This is a genomic window from Burkholderia sp. L27(2015) (genome assembly GCF_009765705.1).
In the GTDB taxonomy this organism is placed as follows: Bacteria; Pseudomonadota; Gammaproteobacteria; order Burkholderiales; family Burkholderiaceae; genus LMUX01.
Window position 1 is genome coordinate 13739 of sequence record NZ_LMUX01000007.1, and the last position, 20967, is coordinate 34705.

At 56.8% G+C, this 20967-nt stretch carries 15 protein-coding genes, 2 tRNA genes, 2 rRNA genes and 1 pseudogene; 9 read left to right on the forward strand and 11 right to left on the reverse strand.

Annotated elements, in window-relative coordinates; genetic code table 11:
- Positions 1–121 precede the first annotated feature (121 nt).
- From GSQ77_RS01910 to GSQ77_RS01925, 4 genes are all read right to left on the reverse strand, one after another.
- Positions 122–3002, reverse strand: a 23S ribosomal RNA gene (locus GSQ77_RS01910).
- A 311-nt stretch (positions 3003–3313) separates the two neighbouring features.
- Positions 3314–3389: transfer RNA gene (locus GSQ77_RS01915), tRNA-Ala, on the reverse strand.
- A 41-nt stretch (positions 3390–3430) separates the two neighbouring features.
- Positions 3431–3507: transfer RNA gene (locus tag GSQ77_RS01920), tRNA-Ile, on the reverse strand.
- Between the two features lie 76 nt (positions 3508–3583).
- Positions 3584–5114, reverse strand: a 16S ribosomal RNA gene (locus GSQ77_RS01925).
- The 16S and 23S rRNA genes sit together here with 2 tRNA genes alongside, the layout of an rRNA operon.
- A 689-nt stretch (positions 5115–5803) precedes the next feature.
- Here GSQ77_RS01925 and GSQ77_RS01930 point away from each other — a divergent pair.
- Positions 5804–6046: an RNA-binding S4 domain-containing protein gene (locus GSQ77_RS01930; RefSeq protein WP_158898499.1), complete on the forward strand. Its 243-nt coding sequence runs from the start codon at positions 5804–5806 to the stop codon at positions 6044–6046.
- A gap of 120 nt (positions 6047–6166) precedes the next feature.
- Here the strand turns inward: GSQ77_RS01930 and GSQ77_RS01935 are convergent, their stop codons facing one another.
- Positions 6167–7090: an NAD(P)-dependent oxidoreductase gene (locus GSQ77_RS01935; protein ID WP_158898501.1), complete on the reverse strand. Its 924-nt coding sequence runs from the start codon at positions 7088–7090 to the stop codon at positions 6167–6169.
- 266 nt (positions 7091–7356) lie between these two features.
- On the opposite strand from GSQ77_RS01935, the gene denD reads away from it, so the two are divergent.
- The 5 genes from denD (at position 7357) to GSQ77_RS01960 (ending at position 13236) form a co-directional block, all read left to right on the forward strand.
- Positions 7357–8328 carry a D-erythronate dehydrogenase gene (gene denD, locus GSQ77_RS01940; RefSeq protein WP_158898503.1) on the forward strand — a complete coding sequence of 324 codons (972 nt, stop codon included), beginning with the start codon at positions 7357–7359 and terminating at the stop codon, positions 8326–8328.
- 108 nt (positions 8329–8436) lie between these two features.
- Positions 8437–9729, forward strand: coding sequence for a 3-oxo-tetronate kinase (otnK, locus tag GSQ77_RS01945; RefSeq protein WP_158898505.1), 1293 nt, complete (start codon positions 8437–8439; stop codon positions 9727–9729).
- On the forward strand, positions 9726–10370 hold the full coding sequence (locus GSQ77_RS01950; protein WP_216854836.1) for an aldolase: 645 nt from the start codon (positions 9726–9728) through the stop codon (positions 10368–10370). The genes otnK and GSQ77_RS01950 overlap by 4 nt, the downstream gene beginning before the upstream one ends.
- 36 nt (positions 10371–10406) lie before the next feature.
- Positions 10407–11186, forward strand: coding sequence for a 2-oxo-tetronate isomerase (gene otnI / locus GSQ77_RS01955; RefSeq protein ID WP_158898507.1), 780 nt, complete (start codon positions 10407–10409; stop codon positions 11184–11186).
- Positions 11187–12171: 985 nt separating this feature from the next.
- The gene (locus GSQ77_RS01960; protein ID WP_158898509.1) at positions 12172–13236 is read left to right on the forward strand and encodes a permease; all 1065 of its coding nucleotides are present in this window, start codon (positions 12172–12174) and stop codon (positions 13234–13236) included.
- Here the strand turns inward: GSQ77_RS01960 and GSQ77_RS01965 are convergent, their stop codons facing one another.
- Positions 13237–13428 (reverse strand): Flp family type IVb pilin, encoded by a 192-nt coding sequence (locus tag GSQ77_RS01965; RefSeq protein WP_158898511.1) that lies wholly within the window; start codon positions 13426–13428, stop codon positions 13237–13239.
- Between the two features lie 171 nt (positions 13429–13599).
- On the reverse strand, positions 13600–14334 hold the full coding sequence (locus GSQ77_RS01970) for a flagellar brake protein (RefSeq protein ID WP_158898513.1): 735 nt from the start codon (positions 14332–14334) through the stop codon (positions 13600–13602).
- Positions 14335–14574: 240 nt separating this feature from the next.
- On the opposite strand from GSQ77_RS01970, the gene GSQ77_RS01975 reads away from it, so the two are divergent.
- On the forward strand, positions 14575–15012 hold the full coding sequence (locus GSQ77_RS01975; RefSeq protein WP_158898878.1) for a PGDYG domain-containing protein: 438 nt from the start codon (positions 14575–14577) through the stop codon (positions 15010–15012).
- A gap of 87 nt (positions 15013–15099) precedes the next feature.
- On the opposite strand, the gene GSQ77_RS01980 is transcribed toward GSQ77_RS01975, so the two are convergent.
- Entirely contained in the window at positions 15100–16422 is a 1323-nt protein-coding gene (locus tag GSQ77_RS01980; protein WP_158898515.1) for an EAL and HDOD domain-containing protein, read from the reverse strand.
- Between the two features lie 257 nt (positions 16423–16679).
- On the opposite strand from GSQ77_RS01980, the gene GSQ77_RS01985 reads away from it, so the two are divergent.
- A complete protein-coding gene (locus tag GSQ77_RS01985) occupies positions 16680–17354 on the forward strand; it encodes an SOS response-associated peptidase (RefSeq protein WP_158898517.1) in 675 nt (224 codons plus the stop codon).
- Between the two features lie 55 nt (positions 17355–17409).
- Here GSQ77_RS01985 and GSQ77_RS01990 read toward each other — a convergent pair whose 3' ends face one another.
- Both GSQ77_RS01990 and rocD read right to left on the reverse strand, forming a co-directional pair.
- Positions 17410–18399 carry an arginase gene (locus GSQ77_RS01990; RefSeq protein WP_158898519.1) on the reverse strand — a complete coding sequence of 330 codons (990 nt, stop codon included), beginning with the start codon at positions 18397–18399 and terminating at the stop codon, positions 17410–17412.
- Between the two features lie 32 nt (positions 18400–18431).
- Positions 18432–19700 (reverse strand): ornithine--oxo-acid transaminase, encoded by a 1269-nt coding sequence (gene rocD / locus GSQ77_RS01995; protein ID WP_158898521.1) that lies wholly within the window; start codon positions 19698–19700, stop codon positions 18432–18434.
- Between the two features lie 101 nt (positions 19701–19801).
- On the opposite strand from rocD, the gene GSQ77_RS02000 reads away from it, so the two are divergent.
- Positions 19802–20677, forward strand: a complete 876-nt coding sequence (locus tag GSQ77_RS02000) for a LysR family transcriptional regulator (protein ID WP_158898523.1) — start codon at positions 19802–19804, stop codon at positions 20675–20677.
- A gap of 137 nt (positions 20678–20814) precedes the next feature.
- Here GSQ77_RS02000 and GSQ77_RS02005 read toward each other — a convergent pair.
- A pseudogene (locus tag GSQ77_RS02005) lies at positions 20815–20967 on the reverse strand (ammonium transporter); the annotation flags it as partial.

The window sequence follows — 20967 nt, forward strand, 5'->3', positions numbered from 1 at the left end:
GTGTCTACCCCCTACGGGGGTTGGGCCTAAGTAAGCCGCTTTGCGTGTGGCCGCAGTAAGTGCTGAAGCACTAACTCTGGCCGACAAAGCACTAACTTTGGCTGCAAGACACACCAGTTATAGGATCAAGCCTCACGGGCAATTAGTATCAGTTAGCTTAACGCATTACTGCGCTTATACACCTGACCTATCAACGTCCTGGTCTCGAACGACCCTTCAAAGGAATCAAGTTCCTAGGGATATCTCATCTTAAGGCAAGTTTCCCGCTTAGATGCTTTCAGCGGTTATCTCTTCCGAACATAGCTACCCGGCGATGCCACTGGCGTGACAACCGGTACACCAGAGGTTCGTCCACTCCGGTCCTCTCGTACTAGGAGCAGCCCCCTTCAAATATCCAACGCCCACGGCAGATAGGGACCAAACTGTCTCACGACGTTTTAAACCCAGCTCACGTACCTCTTTAAATGGCGAACAGCCATACCCTTGGGACCGGCTACAGCCCCAGGATGAGATGAGCCGACATCGAGGTGCCAAACACCGCCGTCGATATGAACTCTTGGGCGGTATCAGCCTGTTATCCCCAGAGTACCTTTTATCCGTTGAGCGATGGCCCTTCCATACAGAACCACCGGATCACTATGACCTGCTTTCGCACCTGCTCGACGTGTCAGTCTCGCAGTTAAGCACGCTTATGCCATTGCACTATCAGCACGATTTCCGACCGTACCTAGCGTACCTTCGTACTCCTCCGTTACACTTTGGGAGGAGACCGCCCCAGTCAAACTGCCTACCATGCACTGTCCCCGACCCGGATTACGGGCCAAGGTTAGAACCTCAAACAAACCAGGGTGGTATTTCAAGGTTGGCTCCACCGAAACTAGCGTTCCGGTTTCATAGCCTCCCACCTATCCTACACAGATCGGTTCAAAGTCCAATGCAAAGCTACAGTAAAGGTTCATGGGGTCTTTCCGTCTAGCCGCGGGTAGATTGCATCATCACAAACACTTCAACTTCGCTGAGTCTCGGGAGGAGACAGTGTGGCCATCGTTACGCCATTCGTGCAGGTCGGAACTTACCCGACAAGGAATTTCGCTACCTTAGGACCGTTATAGTTACGGCCGCCGTTTACCGGGACTTCAATCAAGAGCTTGCACCCCATCATTTAATCTTCCGGCACCGGGCAGGCGTCACACCCTATACGTCCACTTTCGTGTTTGCAGAGTGCTGTGTTTTTATTAAACAGTCGCAGCCACCAGTTTATTGCAACCCTCTCACCCTTCTGGCGCAAGCCAGTCAAGCTACAAGGGCGTACCTTATCCCGAAGTTACGGTACCAATTTGCCGAGTTCCTTCTCCCGAGTTCTCTCAAGCGCCTTAGAATACTCATCTCGCCCACCTGTGTCGGTTTGCGGTACGGTCTCGTTAGACTGAAGCTTAGAGGCTTTTCTTGGAACCACTTCCGATTGCTTCGTGACCTAAGTCACTCGCCCCACACCCTTGAATTGCGCACCCGGATTTGCCTAAGTGCCTTCTCCAATGCAGGGACCGGGACTTCCAACACCCGGACAACCTTCCGCGATCCGTCCCCCCATCGCATCTAACGACGGTGCAGGAATATTAACCTGCTTCCCATCAGCTACGCATCTCTGCCTCGCCTTAGGGGCCGACTCACCCTACGCCGATGAACGTTGCGTAGGAAACCTTGGGCTTACGGCGAGGGGGCCTTTCACCCCCTTTATCGCTACTCATGTCAGCATTCGCACTTCTGATACCTCCAGCACACTTTTCAATGCACCTTCGCAGGCTTACAGAACGCTCTCCTACCATGCGAGATAAATCTCGCATCCGCAGCTTCGGTATATTGCTTAGCCCCGTTACATCTTCCGCGCAGGACGACTCGATCAGTGAGCTATTACGCTTTCTTTAAAGGGTGGCTGCTTCTAAGCCAACCTCCTGACTGTTTTAGCCTTCCCACTTCGTTTCCCACTTAGCAATATTTGGGGACCTTAGCTGGCGGTCTGGGTTGTTTCCCTCTTGACACCGGACGTTAGCACCCGATGTCTGTCTCCCGTGATTGCACTCTTCGGTATTCGGAGTTTGCTATGGCGTAGTAATCCGCAATGGACCCCACAACCATGACAGTGCTCTACCCCCGAAGGTGATACACGAGGCACTACCTAAATAGTTTTCGGAGAGAACCAGCTATTTCCAAGTTTGTTTAGCCTTTCACCCCTATCCACAGCTCATCCCCTAATTTTTCAACATTAGTGGGTTCGGTCCTCCAGTACGTGTTACCGCACCTTCAACCTGGCCATGGATAGATCACTTGGTTTCGGGTCTACACCCAGCGACTAGACGCCCTATTCGGACTCGCTTTCGCTACGCCTTCCCTAATCGGTTAAGCTTGCCACTGAATGTAAGTCGCTGACCCATTATACAAAAGGTACGCAGTCACCCCTTACGAGGCTCCTACTGTTTGTATGCATGCGGTTTCAGGATCTATTTCACTCCCCTCCCGGGGTTCTTTTCGCCTTTCCCTCACGGTACTGGTTCACTATCGGTCGATTACGAGTATTTAGCCTTGGAGGATGGTCCCCCCATCTTCAGACAGGATTTCACGTGTCCCGCCCTACTTTTCGTATCCCTAGTTCCACACATCGGCTTTCGCATACAGGGCTATCACCTGCTATGGCCACACTTTCCAGAGTGTTCTGCTAACCGTCGTGCTAAAAAATACAGGCTGTTCCCATTTCGCTCGCCACTACTCTGGGAATCTCGGTTGATTTATTTTCCTGCGGCTACTTAGATGTTTCAGTTCACCGCGTTCGCTTCGCTAGACCTATGTATTCAGTCTAGGATGACCCATACGGGCCGGGTTTCCCCATTCGGACATCTTCGGATCAAAGCTCATTTGCCAGCTCCCCGAAGCTTTTCGCAGGCTATCGCGTCCTTCGTCGCCTGTAATCGCCAAGGCATCCACCACATGCACTTATTCGCTTGACCCTATAACAAGTGTGTCTCTCAACACACTCACCATAGGTTGAGTTATCGCGTTGTGCCGTATTCCAAGTCATCTTTCGATAAACTTTTCATACTTGATACAATCACAACCCATTTATCTTCCACGCCCATCTCTAAGCGCTTCCAATAAACTTTACTACTTCTTCCAAATTGTTAAAGAACGACAGTCGATATTGCACTGACCAACTCAATCGTTAGTGCACAACACGCTCACCGAACGTGCTGTGCACTAAATATTGACATCAGGGTTTTTTCAATCAGGCACGCATCGCTTGCAGCACACAACGCGTAAGTGGTGGAGGATGACGGGATCGAACCGACGACCCCCTGCTTGCAAAGCAGGTGCTCTCCCAGCTGAGCTAATCCCCCATGTCCCGCAACTCGAACATACGATCCGCAGCACGCTAGAGTGGTGGGTCTGGATGGACTCGAACCATCGACCCCCGCCTTATCAAGACGGTGCTCTAACCAGCTGAGCTACAGACCCCAGGCCCTGATTGACTTCTGTCTTTCACTAAAACAGTCGATAAGCGTGAGCGCTCAACTTTGAGAGCGCGCTCAAGAAAGGAGGTGATCCAGCCGCACCTTCCGATACGGCTACCTTGTTACGACTTCACCCCAGTCATGAATCCTACCGTGGTAATCGCCCTCCTTGCGGTTAGGCTAACTACTTCTGGTAAAACCCACTCCCATGGTGTGACGGGCGGTGTGTACAAGACCCGGGAACGTATTCACCGCGGCATGCTGATCCGCGATTACTAGCGATTCCAGCTTCACGCAGTCGAGTTGCAGACTGCGATCCGGACTACGATCGGTTTTCTGGGATTAGCTCCCCCTCGCGGGTTGGCTGCCCTCTGTTCCGACCATTGTATGACGTGTGAAGCCCTACCCATAAGGGCCATGAGGACTTGACGTCATCCCCACCTTCCTCCGGTTTGTCACCGGCAGTCTCCCTAGAGTGCTCTTGCGTAGCAACTAAGGACAAGGGTTGCGCTCGTTGCGGGACTTAACCCAACATCTCACGACACGAGCTGACGACAGCCATGCAGCACCTGTGTATCGGTTCTCTTTCGAGCACTCCCACCTCTCAGCAGGATTCCGACCATGTCAAGGGTAGGTAAGGTTTTTCGCGTTGCATCGAATTAATCCACATCATCCACCGCTTGTGCGGGTCCCCGTCAATTCCTTTGAGTTTTAATCTTGCGACCGTACTCCCCAGGCGGTCAACTTCACGCGTTAGCTTCGTTACTAAGGAAATGAATCCCCAACAACTAGTTGACATCGTTTAGGGCGTGGACTACCAGGGTATCTAATCCTGTTTGCTCCCCACGCTTTCGTGCATGAGCGTCAGTATTGGCCCAGGGGGCTGCCTTCGCCATCGGTGTTCCTCCACATCTCTACGCATTTCACTGCTACACGTGGAATTCCACCCCCCTCTGCCATACTCTAGCCTGCCAGTCACGAATGCAGTTCCCAGGTTGAGCCCGGGGATTTCACATCCGTCTTAACAAACCGCCTGCGCACGCTTTACGCCCAGTAATTCCGATTAACGCTTGCACCCTACGTATTACCGCGGCTGCTGGCACGTAGTTAGCCGGTGCTTATTCTTCAGGTACCGTCATCAGTCCACCGTATTAGGGCAAACCTTTTCTTCCCTGACAAAAGTGCTTTACAACCCGAAGGCCTTCTTCACACACGCGGCATTGCTGGATCAGGCTTTCGCCCATTGTCCAAAATTCCCCACTGCTGCCTCCCGTAGGAGTCTGGGCCGTGTCTCAGTCCCAGTGTGGCTGGTCGTCCTCTCAGACCAGCTACAGATCGTCGCCTTGGTAGGCCTTTACCCCACCAACTAGCTAATCTGCCATCGGCCGCCCCTTTAGCGCGAGGTCCGAAGATCCCCCGCTTTCCTCCGTAGAGCGTATGCGGTATTAATCCGGCTTTCGCCGAGCTATCCCCCACTACAGGACACGTTCCGATGTATTACTCACCCGTTCGCCACTCGCCACCAGGGTTGCCCCCGTGCTGCCGTTCGACTTGCATGTGTAAGGCATGCCGCCAGCGTTCAATCTGAGCCAGGATCAAACTCTTCAGTTCAAACCCTGTTACTGTTTTCTATTCTTCCGAATAGGTCGCTCACTCAAAATACTGACAAGTTACGATTGCTCGTAACCCACCTTTACTTCTGTGTGAGACTTGATACTTTTGCTGCTGACCCACTCTAAAGTCCAAAGACCCAGAGCCCGGTCAGTGCCTCGCTATCAAGCGCCCACACTTATCGACTGTTAAGTTTTTAAAGATCGTTTCGCTAGCTTCAGAACCCGAACATTGCTGCTCGCCTTCCTTTACCGCGCCGCTGCATCTGCAGCAGAGAAGCGAGATTATCTATCGCTTCCATCAACTCGTCAACAAGTTTTTTTACTTCACCTCCAACTTGCCGACCCCCGCAAACCCATGCCCAGCACCGGTTTGCGGCTCCCTCTGATCGCCAGCTACTTATGCTTAGCGACTCAAGGGAGACGAATTCTAACCACCCCTATCGTTATGTGCAAGCGGTATTTGACACCTCTATGACAGGCTCAAAAAAATCCCTGCGGATTGAAACACTTGGCCATTTTCGGAGTGCAATTTTTCGTCGAAGCGGTCGCGAAAATCGACGCCGTACCGCGCCTCAAAGTCTGCATACGAGCTTTTGTTGCGACCTGCCAGTCCTTGCAATACGTGAGCTTTCCCTAACCGCTCGGGTAAACTATGTGTCGAATATCGCAACCACCCGAAAGGACTCCATGCCTGAGCTTGAATTTACCCTGACGGGTGACTACATCGAACTGCACCAATTACTCAAACTATGCGGGTTAGCTGACAGCGGCGGCGCCGGCAAGGCGATGGTGGCGATGGGGCTTGTCAGTGTCGACGGTACCGAGGAGTCGCGTAAAACAGCCAAAATCCGAGCTGGGCAACAGGTGACCCTGGGAGACACCCTCATCAGCGTGCTAGCTGCCGGTGGGGAGTCGCCACTGCCAGAATAGGCGGCCGCCAAAGGAAAAGAGGCAAGTCTCGCGGCAAAGCGTGGGTTCCGCCCTCGCACGGACTTTCAACCCGCTCGATCACGCCAGACCCGCGACGCATCGAGTGGTTCCAGTTCAATATTAACCTTGGTCGCGCGTGAGCTTGCGCAAGCGCCAAATCAAACTGGAAGTGTCGTAGCGCGCACCACCCAAGGCTTGGACATCCGCATAAAACTGGTCCACGAGGGCGGTCACTGGCAAAGCCGCGCCGTTTCGGCGAGCTTCGTCGAGGCAGAATCCGAGATCCTTGCGCATCCAGTCTACCGCGAAGCCGAATTCGAACTTGTTCTCGAGCATGGTCGCACCGCGGTTGTGCATCTGCCAACTAGCGGCGGCGCCTTTGCCGATCACATCCAGCACACGCGGCATATCGAGTCCGGCTTGTTCACCAAAATTGATTGCCTCGGACAATCCTTGAACGACGCCTGCGATACAAATCTGATTCACCATTTTCGCGAGCTGGCCAGCCCCCGACTCGCCCACCAAAACAGCCGACCCATAGTGCTGAAGCACAGCGTGTACGTCTTCAAACGTGCCCGCTTCCCCACCGCACATGATCGTCAACTTGCCGTTTTGCGCGCCCGCCTGGCCACCCGACACGGGTGCATCAATGAAGTGCAGGCCTGCCTTCTGAGCCACAGCGAACAGTTCGCGCGCCACATTCGCAGACGCAGTCGTATGATCGACGAACACAGTACCCTTAGCCATGCCAGCGAACGCACCGGTTTCGCCAAGTGTGACACCGCGTAAGTCGTCGTCGTTGCCGACGCAAGCAAAGACGATTTCCGCGCCGTTCGCAGCGTCTTTGGGCGTCGCCGCCGATTTGCCGCCATATTCCTGGACCCATTGCTGCGCCTTTGCCGACGTGCGGTTATACACCGTCACTTGGTGACCTGCGCGAGCCAGATGGCCCGCCATGGGATACCCCATCACGCCCAAACCGAGGAAAGCCACGCGACGCACTGCAACGGTGGAATTTGCTGCAGTGGAATTTGAATCGGTCATGCTTATCTCCATGGATATCATCGGGTGTCTCTATATATTAACGCAGAGAATGAATCTGGATGGAGCGACGCTACGCCACGCACCTGTCCTAGCAGCGGGCAAGAGGATGTGGTTCCTCTTCCTGCAGGAGGGCGCAACACCGCGCACGCGCATCTGTCTCAAGCCATGTAGCCAATGGTTCGGTCGGCGTTACATGTAATATCATCACGAATACTTTAGAAAATAAGAACGCAATCCAAAACCTGCGTCGTTAGAACGGAGACAACATGCATATTCTGGTGACGGGCGCCGCCGGCTTTCTAGGCCGACGCCTCATCGCGGCGCTGTTGGCGCACGAGACCCTGACCGGTCACAGCGGCCATGCGGAAAGAATCACGCGCATTACCGCCTTCGATGTCGTTCCCCTGGAAGGCGTCGTCGACCCACGCGTCCACGTCGTGACGGGCGACATCCGCGAACCGGAGAAACTCGCCAGCCTGATCGGCCCGGACACGGCAAGCGTGTTCCATCTGGCAGCCATTGTTTCTGGTCACGCGGAACAAGAATTCGATCTGGGCATGCACATCAATTTCGACGCGACCCGTGCTTTGCTCGATCGCATTCGAGCGATGGGTGAGCCGACTCGTTTTGTCATGACCAGCTCGGTCGCGGTGTTTGGGGGCGCATTGCCCGAGACAGTTCCGGATCATCAGGTGTGGGCACCGAAAAGCTCCTATGGCACGCAAAAGGCGATGGCAGACTTGATGCTCAGCGACTATAGCCGTCGACGTTACGTCGATGGCCGCAGCCTGCGCATGCCCACCATCGTGGTACGTCCCGGTAAGCCGAATAAAGCAGCCTCGAGTTTCGCGAGCAGCATTATCCGCGAACCGGTAAACGGTATTGCTACCGTATGCCCGGTCGCGCCGGAGTCCATCTTATGGTTGATGTCGCCGGCACGTGCGATCGAAAACCTCATTCATGGCCACGAACTGCCGCCAGAGGAACTCGGCGCTGGCCGCGTAATCAACATGCCGGGCCTGTCGATCTCGGTGGGCGCCATGATAGACGCGCTGCGACGCGTCGCTGGAGATACAGCGGCGGAATTGATTATCCCGCAGCGCGACCCTGCGATCGAGCGCATCGTCAATTCCTGGCCGGGCAACTTCAGCGCAGACTATGCGCGGGCACTGGGCTTCGTTTATGACACTGATTTCGATAGCGTAATCCGTACATTCATGGCGGAAAATTCGGCCTGAGCATGGCTGACGAGTTCCGATAAGGATCTGCGAGAACACGGGGCGGTCAGGTTTGGGTAACCCCACCTGCCCCCGGCTACCGAGTCTTCTCCACTAGCGTAATGGCCAATGACCGATAAGATCTTGTTAGGCTGCATCGCGGACGACTTCACCGGCGCAACCGATCTCGCCAATATGCTGGTGCGTGGGGGGATGCGTACCGTACAAACCATCGGTATACCGATTGTGTCTCTCGACCAACCCGCCGAAGCGGTCGTGATTGCGCTCAAATCGCGTACTGTGCCCGCTAACGAAGCGGTCGCGCAATCGCTGACGGCCTTGCAATGGCTACGCGCGCATGGCTGTCGCCAGTTCTATTTCAAATACTGCTCAACTTTCGACTCGACAAACGCGGGCAATATCGGTCCGGTGACAAGCGCGTTGATGCACGCATTGCAAACTGACTTCACGATCGCCTGCCCAGCTTTTCCCGAAAACGGCCGCTCGGTATACCGAGGTCATTTATTTGTCGCGGATACGCTGCTGAACGAATCCGGCATGGAACATCATCCGCTCACGCCGATGACCGATGCGAATCTGGTGAGGGTTCTTCAGCGTCAAACCGAGCGCAAGATTGGATTGCTACGCTTTGACACGATCGCGCGCGGCGACGCCGCGATCAAAGCTGCGCGCTCAGCCCTGTGCGAGCAAGGCGTCGCGATCGCAATCGCCGACGCAATTAGCGACAGCGATTTGTACTCCCTGGGCGAAGCGTGCGCAGACTTGCCTCTGCTGACCGGAGGGTCGGGACTAGCGCTGGGGCTTCCCGGCAATTTTCAGCGCGCCGGGCTTTTGCCAGCCGCGGCCGACGCTGCCCGCCTACCAGCGCTGCGCGGGCGAGCCGCGGTGCTCAGCGGCAGTTGTTCGCGCGCGACCAACGGGCAAGTCGCGCATTGGAAAACGTCGGGGCGACCGGCCTATAAAATCGATCCGATGGCATTGGCCGACGGCGAACCGGTTGTCGAAAACGCCATCGCATTTGCGGCTGCGCTACCGCCGGAAGAACCCGTGTTGATTTACGCGACGAGTGAACCCGAAGAAGTTCGAACCGTTCAACAACGTCTTGGCGCGGCCGAATCAGGCGCTCAAGTGGAACGGGCTCTGGCGTCCATAGCCCGTCTCTTGGCCGACGACGGCGTGAACAAGTTCGTGGTCGCCGGAGGCGAGACATCCGGCGCGGTCGTTCTGGCACTGGGCGTCACTGCGTTGCGCATCGGTATGCAAATCGACCCAGGCGTCCCGTGGACCGTGTCGCTGGGTGATCGCCCCGTTGCGCTGGCACTGAAATCCGGCAATTTCGGCGCTCCGGATTTTTTTATGAAGGCGCTGCGCCTATTGCAACCATCGTTGGAAGCATCGTGAACACATCGAAAGAAAGCGCAGTGCGCGAAGAGATATGCCGGGTGGGCGCCAGCCTTTATCAGCGCGGCTATACAACCGGCTCGGCGGGTAACATCAGCGCCCGGCTCGACGATGGCTGGCTGATCACGCCCACAGACGCCTGCCTGGGCTGGCTCGATCCAGCCAAGCTCGGAAAAGTAGGCCTCGATGGCACATGGATCGACGGCGACAAACCGTCAAAGACGCTCGCACTGCATCGCGCCATTTATGAAAGCAATCCCGACACGCATGCGGTCGTCCACACGCATTCCACCCATCTGGTCGCCTTGACGTTGACGGGGGTCTGGCGACCTGACGATGTGCTGCCCCCGATCACGCCGTACTACGTCATGAAAGTCGGGCACGTCCCACTCATTTGCTACCACCGCCCGGGCGCACCCGAGGTCGCCGAACAGATTCGCGCATTGGCCGGCAATGTCAACGCGGTGTTGCTTGAGCGCCTCGGTCCGGTGGTTTGGGGGCCATCCGTATCGCAAGCTTCGTGGGCCCTTGAGGAGCTGGAAGAAACCGCTCGCCTGTGGCGGCTGTGCGGCGAGCGGTCGATACCATTGACACCAGCGCAACTCGACGAATTAAGTCGGGCATTCGGAGCAACCTGGTGATTGCGTCTTTACTTTAATTGAACAACGAGACTCGTCATGCCACGTTTTGCAGCTAACCTTTCCATGATGTATCAGGAATTCGATTTCCTGGATCGCTTCGAAGCCGCCGCCCAGGATGGCTTCAAAGCCGTCGAATTTTTGTTCCCTTATGAGTTTCCGGCGCCTGAAATCGCTTCCCGGCTCAACGCACATGACCTGACCCAGGCGCTCTTCAATGCGCCGCCGGGCGACTGGGGTGCCGGCGAGCGCGGTATTGCATCCTTGCCCGGACGCGAGGCCGAGTTTCGCAGCGGCATCGAGCAAGCGTTGTCTTACACCGCTGCGCTCGGTAACGACCGGCTGCATGTAATGGCAGGCATACTCGGCGACGCCAACGACCGCGCCCGGCATCACGCGGTGTATGTCGAAAACCTCGCCTTCGCAGCAGAACAAGCTCGCACACTCGGCGTGACGATCGTGATCGAGCCTATCAATAGCCGCGATATGCCTGGATACTTCCTGAATTATCAACACGACGCTCACGCCGTGTGCAAAGAGGTCGGGGCCGAGAACCTCAAGGTGCAATTCGATCTCTACCACTGCCAGATCATGGAAGGTGACCTGGCCACCACGCTCAAAGCGACGATGGCTAACGTGGGACACATCCAAATCGCTGGAGTACCTAGCCGCCACGAGCCGGACGACGGCGAAGTCAATTACCCCTACTTGCTGACGCTGATCGACGAATTGGGTTATGCCGGCTGGGTCGGATGCGAGTATCGGCCACGCAACGGAACACGCGATGGACTGACTTGGCTCAAACGCTGGCAATCGTAATCCTGTCCTATTTTTTTTGCCGTGCGCATTGCGCTCCTTTTTCCTAAACATAATCCGCCTTCTATTTTGACCCATAGCCTTTTCGCCTAGGACCAGCCTTTGCCAGCCGGGAGAAAAGTCGAGCCCTTGGGTCCATGAGGGATGGCAATGTCTAAAGATGACGCAACGCACTACTACAACATTTTGATCGAAGGTTTGCGGCCATCTGCCGCTTCCGCGGCCACCGCAACCGCCAGCTCGGCCGGCTCCTCAGCGACGACGACTCCCCGCGATACATTCATAGACTCGCCGGGAACGGCTCGCAGTCGCCATCGGGACGGCGCTACGCGAGAAAATGTCGCCCTGCAGCTATTCAATCAAAAAAAGACCGAGCTCAATCAAATGATCGCGGATCTACGGTCGAAGCTCGCTGAGGCGGAATCGGAACGGCAAGCGCTCAAGGCCCAAACTGAATTGGTGTATGGGCTTTTGTCCGAAATAAAAAGCCTGCGCGCAATAATCAATGCCCCGTCGAATGGCGACAACCCGACTGACACATCGGTCACACAAGAGGAAGTCCGCAATCGTGAGAAAGGCCGCGGTTCGAAAAAATGGAAAGGCGGACTGGCTGTCGCGTGTCTGCTAGTGATAACGGTAATCACCACAGCGCTCGTGATCGAAAACGTCCCACGATTTGAGCATCTGCATTTCAGCATTAGATAGTCTTCTGACCGGCTGATCGCGCGTCGGCAGGACGTTATTTAGACTGTGCTTCTGCGACGCCATCCGACATCGGGTTCTGTGTTTTGGCACATTTTCGTACCGCGGTCTCAAGTCTCTACTCAGTCATTTGCTCCGAGCCTCAAGGAGCCCGGACGGAACGACTGCTCCATGCGCCGACCAAAATGTTAAACTTCGCCGAAATTCACGTGAGCGGCGCCTTCCGGCGCCACTCACGCAAGGCGCGTTGCTCCATCGCGCAACGCAGTCAACACGGACGACGATCATGCCTCTTGCCCACACTCCCACAAGCCGCCCAGCGCCACTGACAGGAATCATCGTTTTCCTCCTCATCGCAGTGATCGGGCTGTTTTACGTCAAGTGGTTTCCCTATTACAACCGCGCCTTTGTCGCTCAGTCCCATCATTCGATCGGCCACTCGATTTTGATGGGCGACGCCGCCCAAGCGCCAACACCTTCATTCCAGTCAGCGCTCGACTACGCATGGGCATACGGCAAGGCTATCTGGCAGGCGATGGTACTGGGCTTGCTGCTGGGTTCGGCCGTTCAGGAGTTATTGCCACGCCGCTGGATCGCCAACGTGCTGGGCAAGACGCGCTTCGGCAGCGTCGCCGCCGGCGGTCTCTTATCGATCCCGGGCATGATGTGCACATGCTGCGCCGCGCCGGTCGTAGTGGGTTTGCGCAAGAGCCACGCATCCGTGGGCGCCGCGCTGGCATTCTGGCTAGGCAACACCATCCTTAATCCAGCGACACTCGTCTTTATGGGCTTCGTGCTAGGCTGGCAATGGACCGGATTAAGGCTGGGCTTGGGTTTGATGATGGTCTTCGGAATAGGTTATTGGGTTAATCGCGCTGTGCGGCCCGAAGAAGCGCAAATCGCCACAGCCCAGCTCGATCTCAGTCTGGCTGACCCGGATCAAGCGCCGTCGTTCTCCCGCTGGTTGAAAAAGCTGGGCTCAATGACTGTCCGGCTGATTCCGGAATATATAGTGCTGGTGTTGTTGCTGGGCGCAGCCCGAGCATGGCTCTTTCCGCACGTCAGTCCCGCAATTGGAAATCACCTCGGCTGGATCGTCGCGATGGCGATTGCCGGCACTGTGTTCGTTATCCCTACTGCGGGCGAAGTGCCGATTATCCAGGCAATGCTTTTGCTGGGGATGGGCGTTGGGCCTGCGGGCGCACTGCTTATGACGCTCGCGCCGATCAGCCTGCCCTCGCTTGTCATGACCCGAAAAGCGTTTCCGCCACGAGTGATCGCGGGCATAGTCGCGGCTGTCGTTGCAATCGGCGTCGTGAGCGGACTGCTCGCGATTGCGCTAGGGTTCTAATCAGGTGCCGCCGGTCGCACCGCTGATTTTGTTCCACATGGACTGGAACGCGACGGCATAGACGCCGCTATCGCCACTTATTGCCACAGCAGCGAGAATCAGTGCGCTCACCACTATGCCGGCGAGCACTGCGTACTCAAGCGCGGCGATACCGGAACTGTCGCCCGCAAACGATCTCAGCCGCCAAACCATGCGTTGCTCCTAACGGAAATGGCATTGCCAGCGTCAGCCCGCGGACCCAAGCAGCGAAAAGATTGGGGGGCGCTGTAACGAACAACATTCAAGAGCGAGTTGCAACAGACAAAGGCCGCCGATCAGAACCGCATCGGCAATGCCTTGTCAGGTTAGACGTTTATTTCTCGTTTATTTCTTTTTAGTCGACCGCTCTAACGCAAAAACCATTTTTTGCACCATGGGTTCGGCACTTCCCAAGCTAAGGAACGCGCACCCAAAATGGTGCCATGGCTTGACGTCGTTGCCGAGGCGCACGCACGTAACAACCTTCATAGGCGCCTTGATGGTGCCGTATTCATCGAAGTTCAGGGATGCGTCGCGAATAACACTGCCGACCGGCATAACCTCGGGCGTAATGTCTTTGGAACGTAGTCCCACCCCACCCAACGAAAGATCGTAGACACTCAAACTGACCTTCTGGCCGTCCGGGAGGGTCCCTTCACACTGGAAAGGCATCGCTATCTTCGCGCGGGCACGGAAATATTCGCGTCGCTGAATGTATAGGATATCTTCGGGGAAGCTCGACTCGAACGCACGCCTTCCCTCAAATTCGCACTCGTCCGCCTGATGAATCGTGAACGAAACGGGCACGCCACCCAACGACATGGAGAAACGTATGATTTGCGAAGCTTTGAGCGCAGCGCTCGCACTTTCGCTGCCACCCCAATCATAAACAAAGGTACCGTCGGCCGTGTTCACTTCCAAAATAGTGGTGACCAGATGTACGCCGCGTTCGCATTCGATGTTGACAAAACACTGCCGACTCATCGCATCACGCAGCACGCTGCCGATCTGCAACCGCTCGCGGATCCGGTGTCGGTCGTCGGCAAGTTCATAGTTGTCGACCTCCGAAAGTTGACCCATTTTTTGATCCTAGATAAGGGGGTATGTACGACCGGTTCAATCCACGCCTGCTACGAGCAGGTTCTTTCCGAGTTACCGGCTGATTCGCCTGTCCCAGCTACCAATTGTTTATCGTCAGCATCGTAGCATCAATTGTCCGTCATCGGTCGCTCGAACCCATTCAGTATGTCAATAAATAACGCTCTACCGCGGGGTTTACAGGCATTCTATTATTTTTCGAAATCTCACTCTGCAGAATCAATGCTAACGCTCACGCACATCGATTTAACCGGCGATCCGCAAGCCGCCTTATTTATTAAGAATGAAGTCGTCGAGGTCAGATTTGCCGAAACGGTCGGCGAATTGATGAGCCGCGAGGGGCCCAACCGCTACATACCCGGTGACGCACTGGTCACGGGGTCGACAGGGGATCGATGGTGCGTTTCGCGAGGCCGGTTCGATCAAAAATACCTGCCCATGCCGCCCCTAAGTCACGGTCTGGCGGGACGTTACCGTAACTGCCCCGTCCCAGTGCTGGCCAAGCAGATGCAAGAAGCGTTCACCGCAGCTCGCTCGGCCGGGGGCGATGTTTTAAGCGGTGCCGCAGGGGATTGGTTATTGCAATACGCGCCGGGCGATTATGGCGTGGTCGAAGGCACTCGCTTTAAAAGCGTCTATCGTCGCTACAATGGTAGTTAATTGCTTTAAAGAATGCGTTTAGGGCGCTCGCCTATCTTCGATAAAGCTTGTGGCCGACGGCAGAGTTCTGCCACGCGTCGACCGGGCTCATTCATTGTCAGCGGCACTTTCCGCTTCGTCGCTTCGGGTATGTTGATTTTCGAGTACCGCCGCAGCAATATTGTCCTCCGCGACAGTAGCTGCCGATAGCGGCGGTAAGTGCTCACACAACTCGTCAATCGTCACTTGATCGCCGCGCTCAGCCGCTTCCGCGAGCGTGAGTAGTTGGCCGAGTATCCCGCGCCGCTGCAAAATCGCTTCACAGATCGGCATCGCCAATGCCAGGCCCCGCAGGGTTTCTTCGATCGCCCCGCCGAACACGACGTCGATCAGCGAAAACACGCCAGTCAGAAAGGCGGACTCGAGCAAGCGCCGATCGTGGTTATGTAGGCGCGAAGCGGCAAGCTCCATGAAATGAGCCCGCACGGCGGCAAGGTGCACCAACGGGTCCGAACCGATCGGCAGACCGTTGCTATCCGCGTAGAGCAGCAGTTGCGTCCAGCGCGTAATCCGGTTTATGCCGGCGGCCATGATCGCTTCGCGCACCGAGGAAACGTTACCCCCGAGCCCGAAAGCGCTCGAATTCACCAAGCGCATCAAGTGCATCACGACCGTCGGATTTAGCTTGAGCTCGACCTCGAGTTCGTGAATACCTGGGTCGGCCTGCAGCAAGGCCTGGAGTCTCAACAGCGCAATATGCGAGGCATTCGCTCGCCTTGACGACAAAACTTCAGGCTTGGCGAAGTAATAGCCCTGAAACAAGTCGAATCCCAACTGCTTGGCGAGCGCGTATTCGCTCTGGCTTTCGACTTTGAGCGCCACCAGCGTCTTGGCGTGGTGTTTGAGTTCAACAACCAATGCCGCAATTTGCGCTTTTGGGCAACGCACAAAGTCGATCTTGATGTAATCGAAGTAAGGCAGCGCCTCAATGAGCGCATCGGAACGCTCGACGACATCGTCCAGCACCAATCGGTAGCCCGCTTCCCGCAAGGCCTGATAGCGTTCCCAATGCTCTCGGTCCTGCAGGTCCTGGGCGGGAATTTCCAGCACGAAACGCGTCGGCGGCATCACGCGCAAGCTTTCGTCCGCCAGCATATCGCCCCGGACGTTGATAAATCCAAGGTGCGAACCGAGCGCGGCGTCGAGACCCATTTCGCCGATGGCACGAGTAATCACGTCGGCCGTCGCCTGTCCATCGTCGACAAAACTGGCACGATTGACGACATCCGAGCGAAACAATAATTCGAAACCGATAAGCGCGCCGGCACGATTGAGGATAGGCTGGCGCCCAAGGTAGGCATGTTCCGGTTCGCTATTTTTCAGAGCCGAAGGATCTGCTTCGATCGGAGCATCTGACATCATGTCGTTCATGGCAGCCTCAAAAACCTCGCCGGACGGCGATACGACGGACGGAAAATCGGTATTCCCTTTTGCGGGACTGGGAAGCGCCAAGTATATAACTGAGAGCCCGGCGCCTTCCTCCCGATCGTAGCAAAGAGAGTAATGATTTAGTTTGACAGCGTAGTGGCATCCTACGGAAAAGCGACAGTTTTCAGCACTGCCGCAAAGTTTTACACTGCGCACGACGGAACCGGAACCCGGCATTCCACTGATAGGGGGATCGTCGCATGTGTGGCCGTATCGCTCAATATAGTCGCCCAGCACACTATGTCGAATATCTAGGCTTGGATAATGCAGCCTTATTATTCGATACGGCGGATCAGCGGCCGGGATTCAATCTCGCTCCAGGGAGTCACCCGGTTGCCATTTTTTCCGACGCCACACTGCGCCGTGTCCATTGGGGCTATCGGCCGGCGTGGGCCTCCCACGACGGCCTGCCCCACACCGTCAACGCGCGGGTTGAAAGCGCGTCGCAAGAACCCTACTTCAAAAGCCTTTGGCAGCACGGGCGGGTGATTGTGCCGGCCGACGGCTGGTATGAATGGCGTCAGGACGAGGGGGGCAGGCAGCCATACTACATTCGATTGCAGGCCGAAGCCCCGATGTTTTTGGCCGCGCTAAGCAATGCGTGTCTTGGTACTCCGGCGCCATCCGAAATCGGACTGGTGATTGTGACGGCTCATCCGGAAGGCGGTTTGATCGATCCGCATAACCGGCGACCGCTGGTGCTGGCCGCCGCGCACGCGCGCGCATGGCTTGATCAAAGCCAGCCGCTGCCTGCAATTGCCACCCTGGCAAACACGCAGGCACTCACCGCTGAACACTTCACGTGGTATCCCGTTTCTGACGCGCTCGATAAACCCGGCGCCGACAGCGTCGACTTGATCGGCCCGCAGGCTTGAAGAAATGCAGTGCGGACCCGTCCGTGGAAAGAGTCAGTGCAAAGAAACAGTCGGATCACGCCGATAAGATCACCGGGCATTGCGTGGCTGGCGCGGTGGCCAGCGCTGGCAGCCATTGGGCGCGCCGACCAAGCCCCGCAGCAAGCAAAGCGTCGCACGCTGCGGCCGTGGTGAGGGCGGCATCGTCGAGCGTCGGGTTATATTCCACCAACTCGAAACCGAGCAGGCGCGTATCGTTGGCAGCCACCGCCAGGCCTTCAACTGCATCCGCGAGCCTGATACCGTCCTCAACCGGCGAGCCGACGCCCGGTGCATCGCGCGGATCGAGCGCATCCACGTCGAACGTCACGCCGTACCCGACCGTGCCGCGGCTGACAATACCGATCGCCTCGGTCATGCAAGACGCCATACCGCGCGCTTTGACTTCGTCGATATTCATCACACGCACGCCCAGGCGCTCCAGCAACGACGCTTCGCCGCTTTCGTAGCTACGCGCGCCGATCACCACCACGTGGTCGGCCTGAAGCTTGGCCGCCCATTCATATACGTGCGTGAGCTGCGTATCGCCGTGGCCCAGCAGTGCGGCTAACGGCATCCCATGCGGCGCCTGACTGTCGGAGGTATCGGGCGTGTGGCTATCGAGATGCGCGTCGATCCAGATCAGGCCGATTTTGCCGTGCGCACGCCAAGCGTCGGCGACCCCGCTCCAGGTACCGATCGCACACGAATGGTCGCCCCCGATCACGACCGGAAAATGCCCCTGGCCGACCGCGTCCTTAAGCGTGTTCGCAAGCCTGGGCGTAAAATCCGCAACCACGGCGAGCTTGCTGACGTCCAGCAACGCCTGATTAGATATCACACTACGCCAGCCCTTCGCATTCAACGCGTCCTGCTCGACAACTTGCCCAGCGGCTCGAGCGGGTGCCGTTTTTGAATGTTCATGGAAGCGCTGGCGCAGCGCGGCCGGACCGTATTTGCATTCGATTTCCTGAGCCCCTTCACCAATTTCCGCGGTAATCCAAGCAATCGGGCGGCTCTGTTTCATCGCAGCTCCTGGTTGGCCATGCAAAGTAATGTTCATGCTGCGGCCATCGCGTTCGAGCGGTGCGGCTCCGGTACGATGAATTCATCGAGTACTTCAAGTAACCGTGCTGCGCCCCATTGCAAGTCGGCTTGATCCGTATTTAACGGCGGCGAAAGCCGTATCGTGTTTTGATAGGTATCTTTGGTGATGATGCCGGCTCGTCCGAGCCGCTCCACCACGTCGTGCGCCTTCACGCTATCGACGAGCCGCAGGCCCAGCATCAGGCCACGGCCGCGAACCTCGGCCACAAGCGGATGCCGCGCCCCATCCAAGGCGGATCGCAACATCTGGCCAGAGGCCTGGGCACGCTCGGCCAAGCGCTCTTCAACCAATACCGCCAGCGCCTCTCGCCCAACGCGCGCGGCCAATGCATTGCCGCCAAATGTACTGCCGTGATCGCCGGGTTGCATCACCCCCAGCAACTCTTGAGTCGCAACGAACGCGGACACGGGCAACAAACCTCCGCCCAATGCTTTGCCAACGCATAGGCCGTCAGGTTTCACCTGCTCATAATGGACAGCGAACAGATCGCCCGTGCGGCCCAAACCAGTCTGAATCTCGTCGGCGATCAGCATGACCCGGTTCGCGTCACACAACCGCCTGACAGCGGCGAGATAGCCGATCGGCGGCACGACGACGCCACCCTCGCCCTGAATCGGCTCGATCAACACGGCGCAGGTATTCGGCGTAATGGCTTGCTGAAGTGCGTCGATATCACCAAACGGAATTGATCGAAAACCTGGCGTCAATGGCGCAAACCCGGCCCGGTACTGCGAGTGCGACGAAAAACTGATGATCGTCGTCGTGCGGCCATGGAAATTGTTGTCGAACACAATGATTTCGGCCCGGCCGTCGGGAATACCCTTGAGCGTAGCGCCCCACTTGCGAGCGACCTTGATCGCGGTTTCCACCGCTTCCGCGCCGCTATTCATCGGTAACGCCAAATCCAAGCCCGCTAGCGCGACCAGCTCGGACAAGAAAGGCGCCAACTGATCGGAGTGAATCGCGCGCGACGTCACGGCCAGTTTTCCGGCCTGTTCGACCAGCGCGGCGACCAGGCGCGGGTGGCTGTGACCAAAGCTGACGGCCGAATACGCGCTCATCATGTCGAGATAACGACGTCCCTCGGTATCCCAGATCCAAGAGCCCTCGGCGCGGCTGGCCACGATCGCCAGCGGCGCATAGTTGTGGGCGCAGACGCGCTGCTCGAGATCAATCAGCGGATGGTGTGATGCAGTGTGGAGTGGCTCGCGCTCTGTCATGACAATCTCCTCGATTTGCACCCAGTCTAGCCACGCCGTTAATTCGAATCCAGCGAAATGTTTCGATTGAATAGATCGAATTTTTGATATTAAATAGCACCATGCACGCCGGCACCAAATACCTTCCGACCTTTATTGCTGCGATCGAAACGGGCAGTTTCCTGCGCGCGGCTGAGACGCTGCACATCACCCCCTCGACCGTCAGCTATCAGATCAAACAGTTCGAGACGTGGATGGGCGCCGCATTGTTCGAGCGCACCGGGCGCAAAGTGCTGCCGACCGCACTAGGCGAACAGTTGTTCGCCATTTGCGGGCAATTCATGGGTGAGCTTAATGCCCTGCAAGCCGCAGCCCAAGGCAACGAGGGTTCCCAACGGCCCGTGCTGCGCGTGGCCACGGGCTCTTCGTTCGGACGTTACGTGTTGACGCCGTTTCTGCAGGCTGCAGAGTTTGCTCGCGCGGTGGTCGATCTCCGCTTTGGCAGCGACGACGATGTGTGCAGCGCGGTGGCTAACGGCCGCGCCGATGTCGGCTTTTCCTATACGGTTCGACCGTCGAACACATTGATCTTTGCGCTGGTCTATCAATACCCGCTTATTTTGATCGCGCCATATGACCAGCGCGTGCCGCGCGATCCCGCCAAGTGGATTGCCGATAGCGCCTTCATTACTTACGACGATTGCGAGCCCACTTTTGCGCGTTGGTTTGAAACCAATCTGGATGGCATGCCCAAGCAAGTGCGTACGATGGGGCACTGCACGGAAATCGAGGAAGCGATTGCGCTGGTCGCCGCCGGCCGGGGCATCTCTATCGTGCCGGGACACACGTTGAAGACGGCGTTAAAAGCGCGGCAGGTTCGTGAAGTCAAGCTTCATGGCAAGCGGCCGACGACCGACACGGTATTCCATGTTTCGCGGGCGGGCTCATTCCAGGATCCGGTTGTCAGTCGGTTGTTGACGCTATTGCCGCAGCAGTAACTAGGCCTTATCGGCCGAGTCAGCATCAAAAAAAAGCCCCACATAGAGAAAATGTGGGGCTGCGTGCTGCATTGAGCTAACTGCGCTCGGAAGTTCCTTTCAGTGCGCTCAGTGGCGCACCGATGCCGGAAAATCGCTTATTCGACGTGCTCGCCGTGCAAGGTGATATCGAGGCCTTCGCGCTCTTCTTCCTCGCTCACGCGGATGCCCATCACCATGTCGATGATCTTCAGCAGCACGTAGCTGAGCACGCCGCTATAGACCAACGTGGTCAACACACCCTTGGCCTG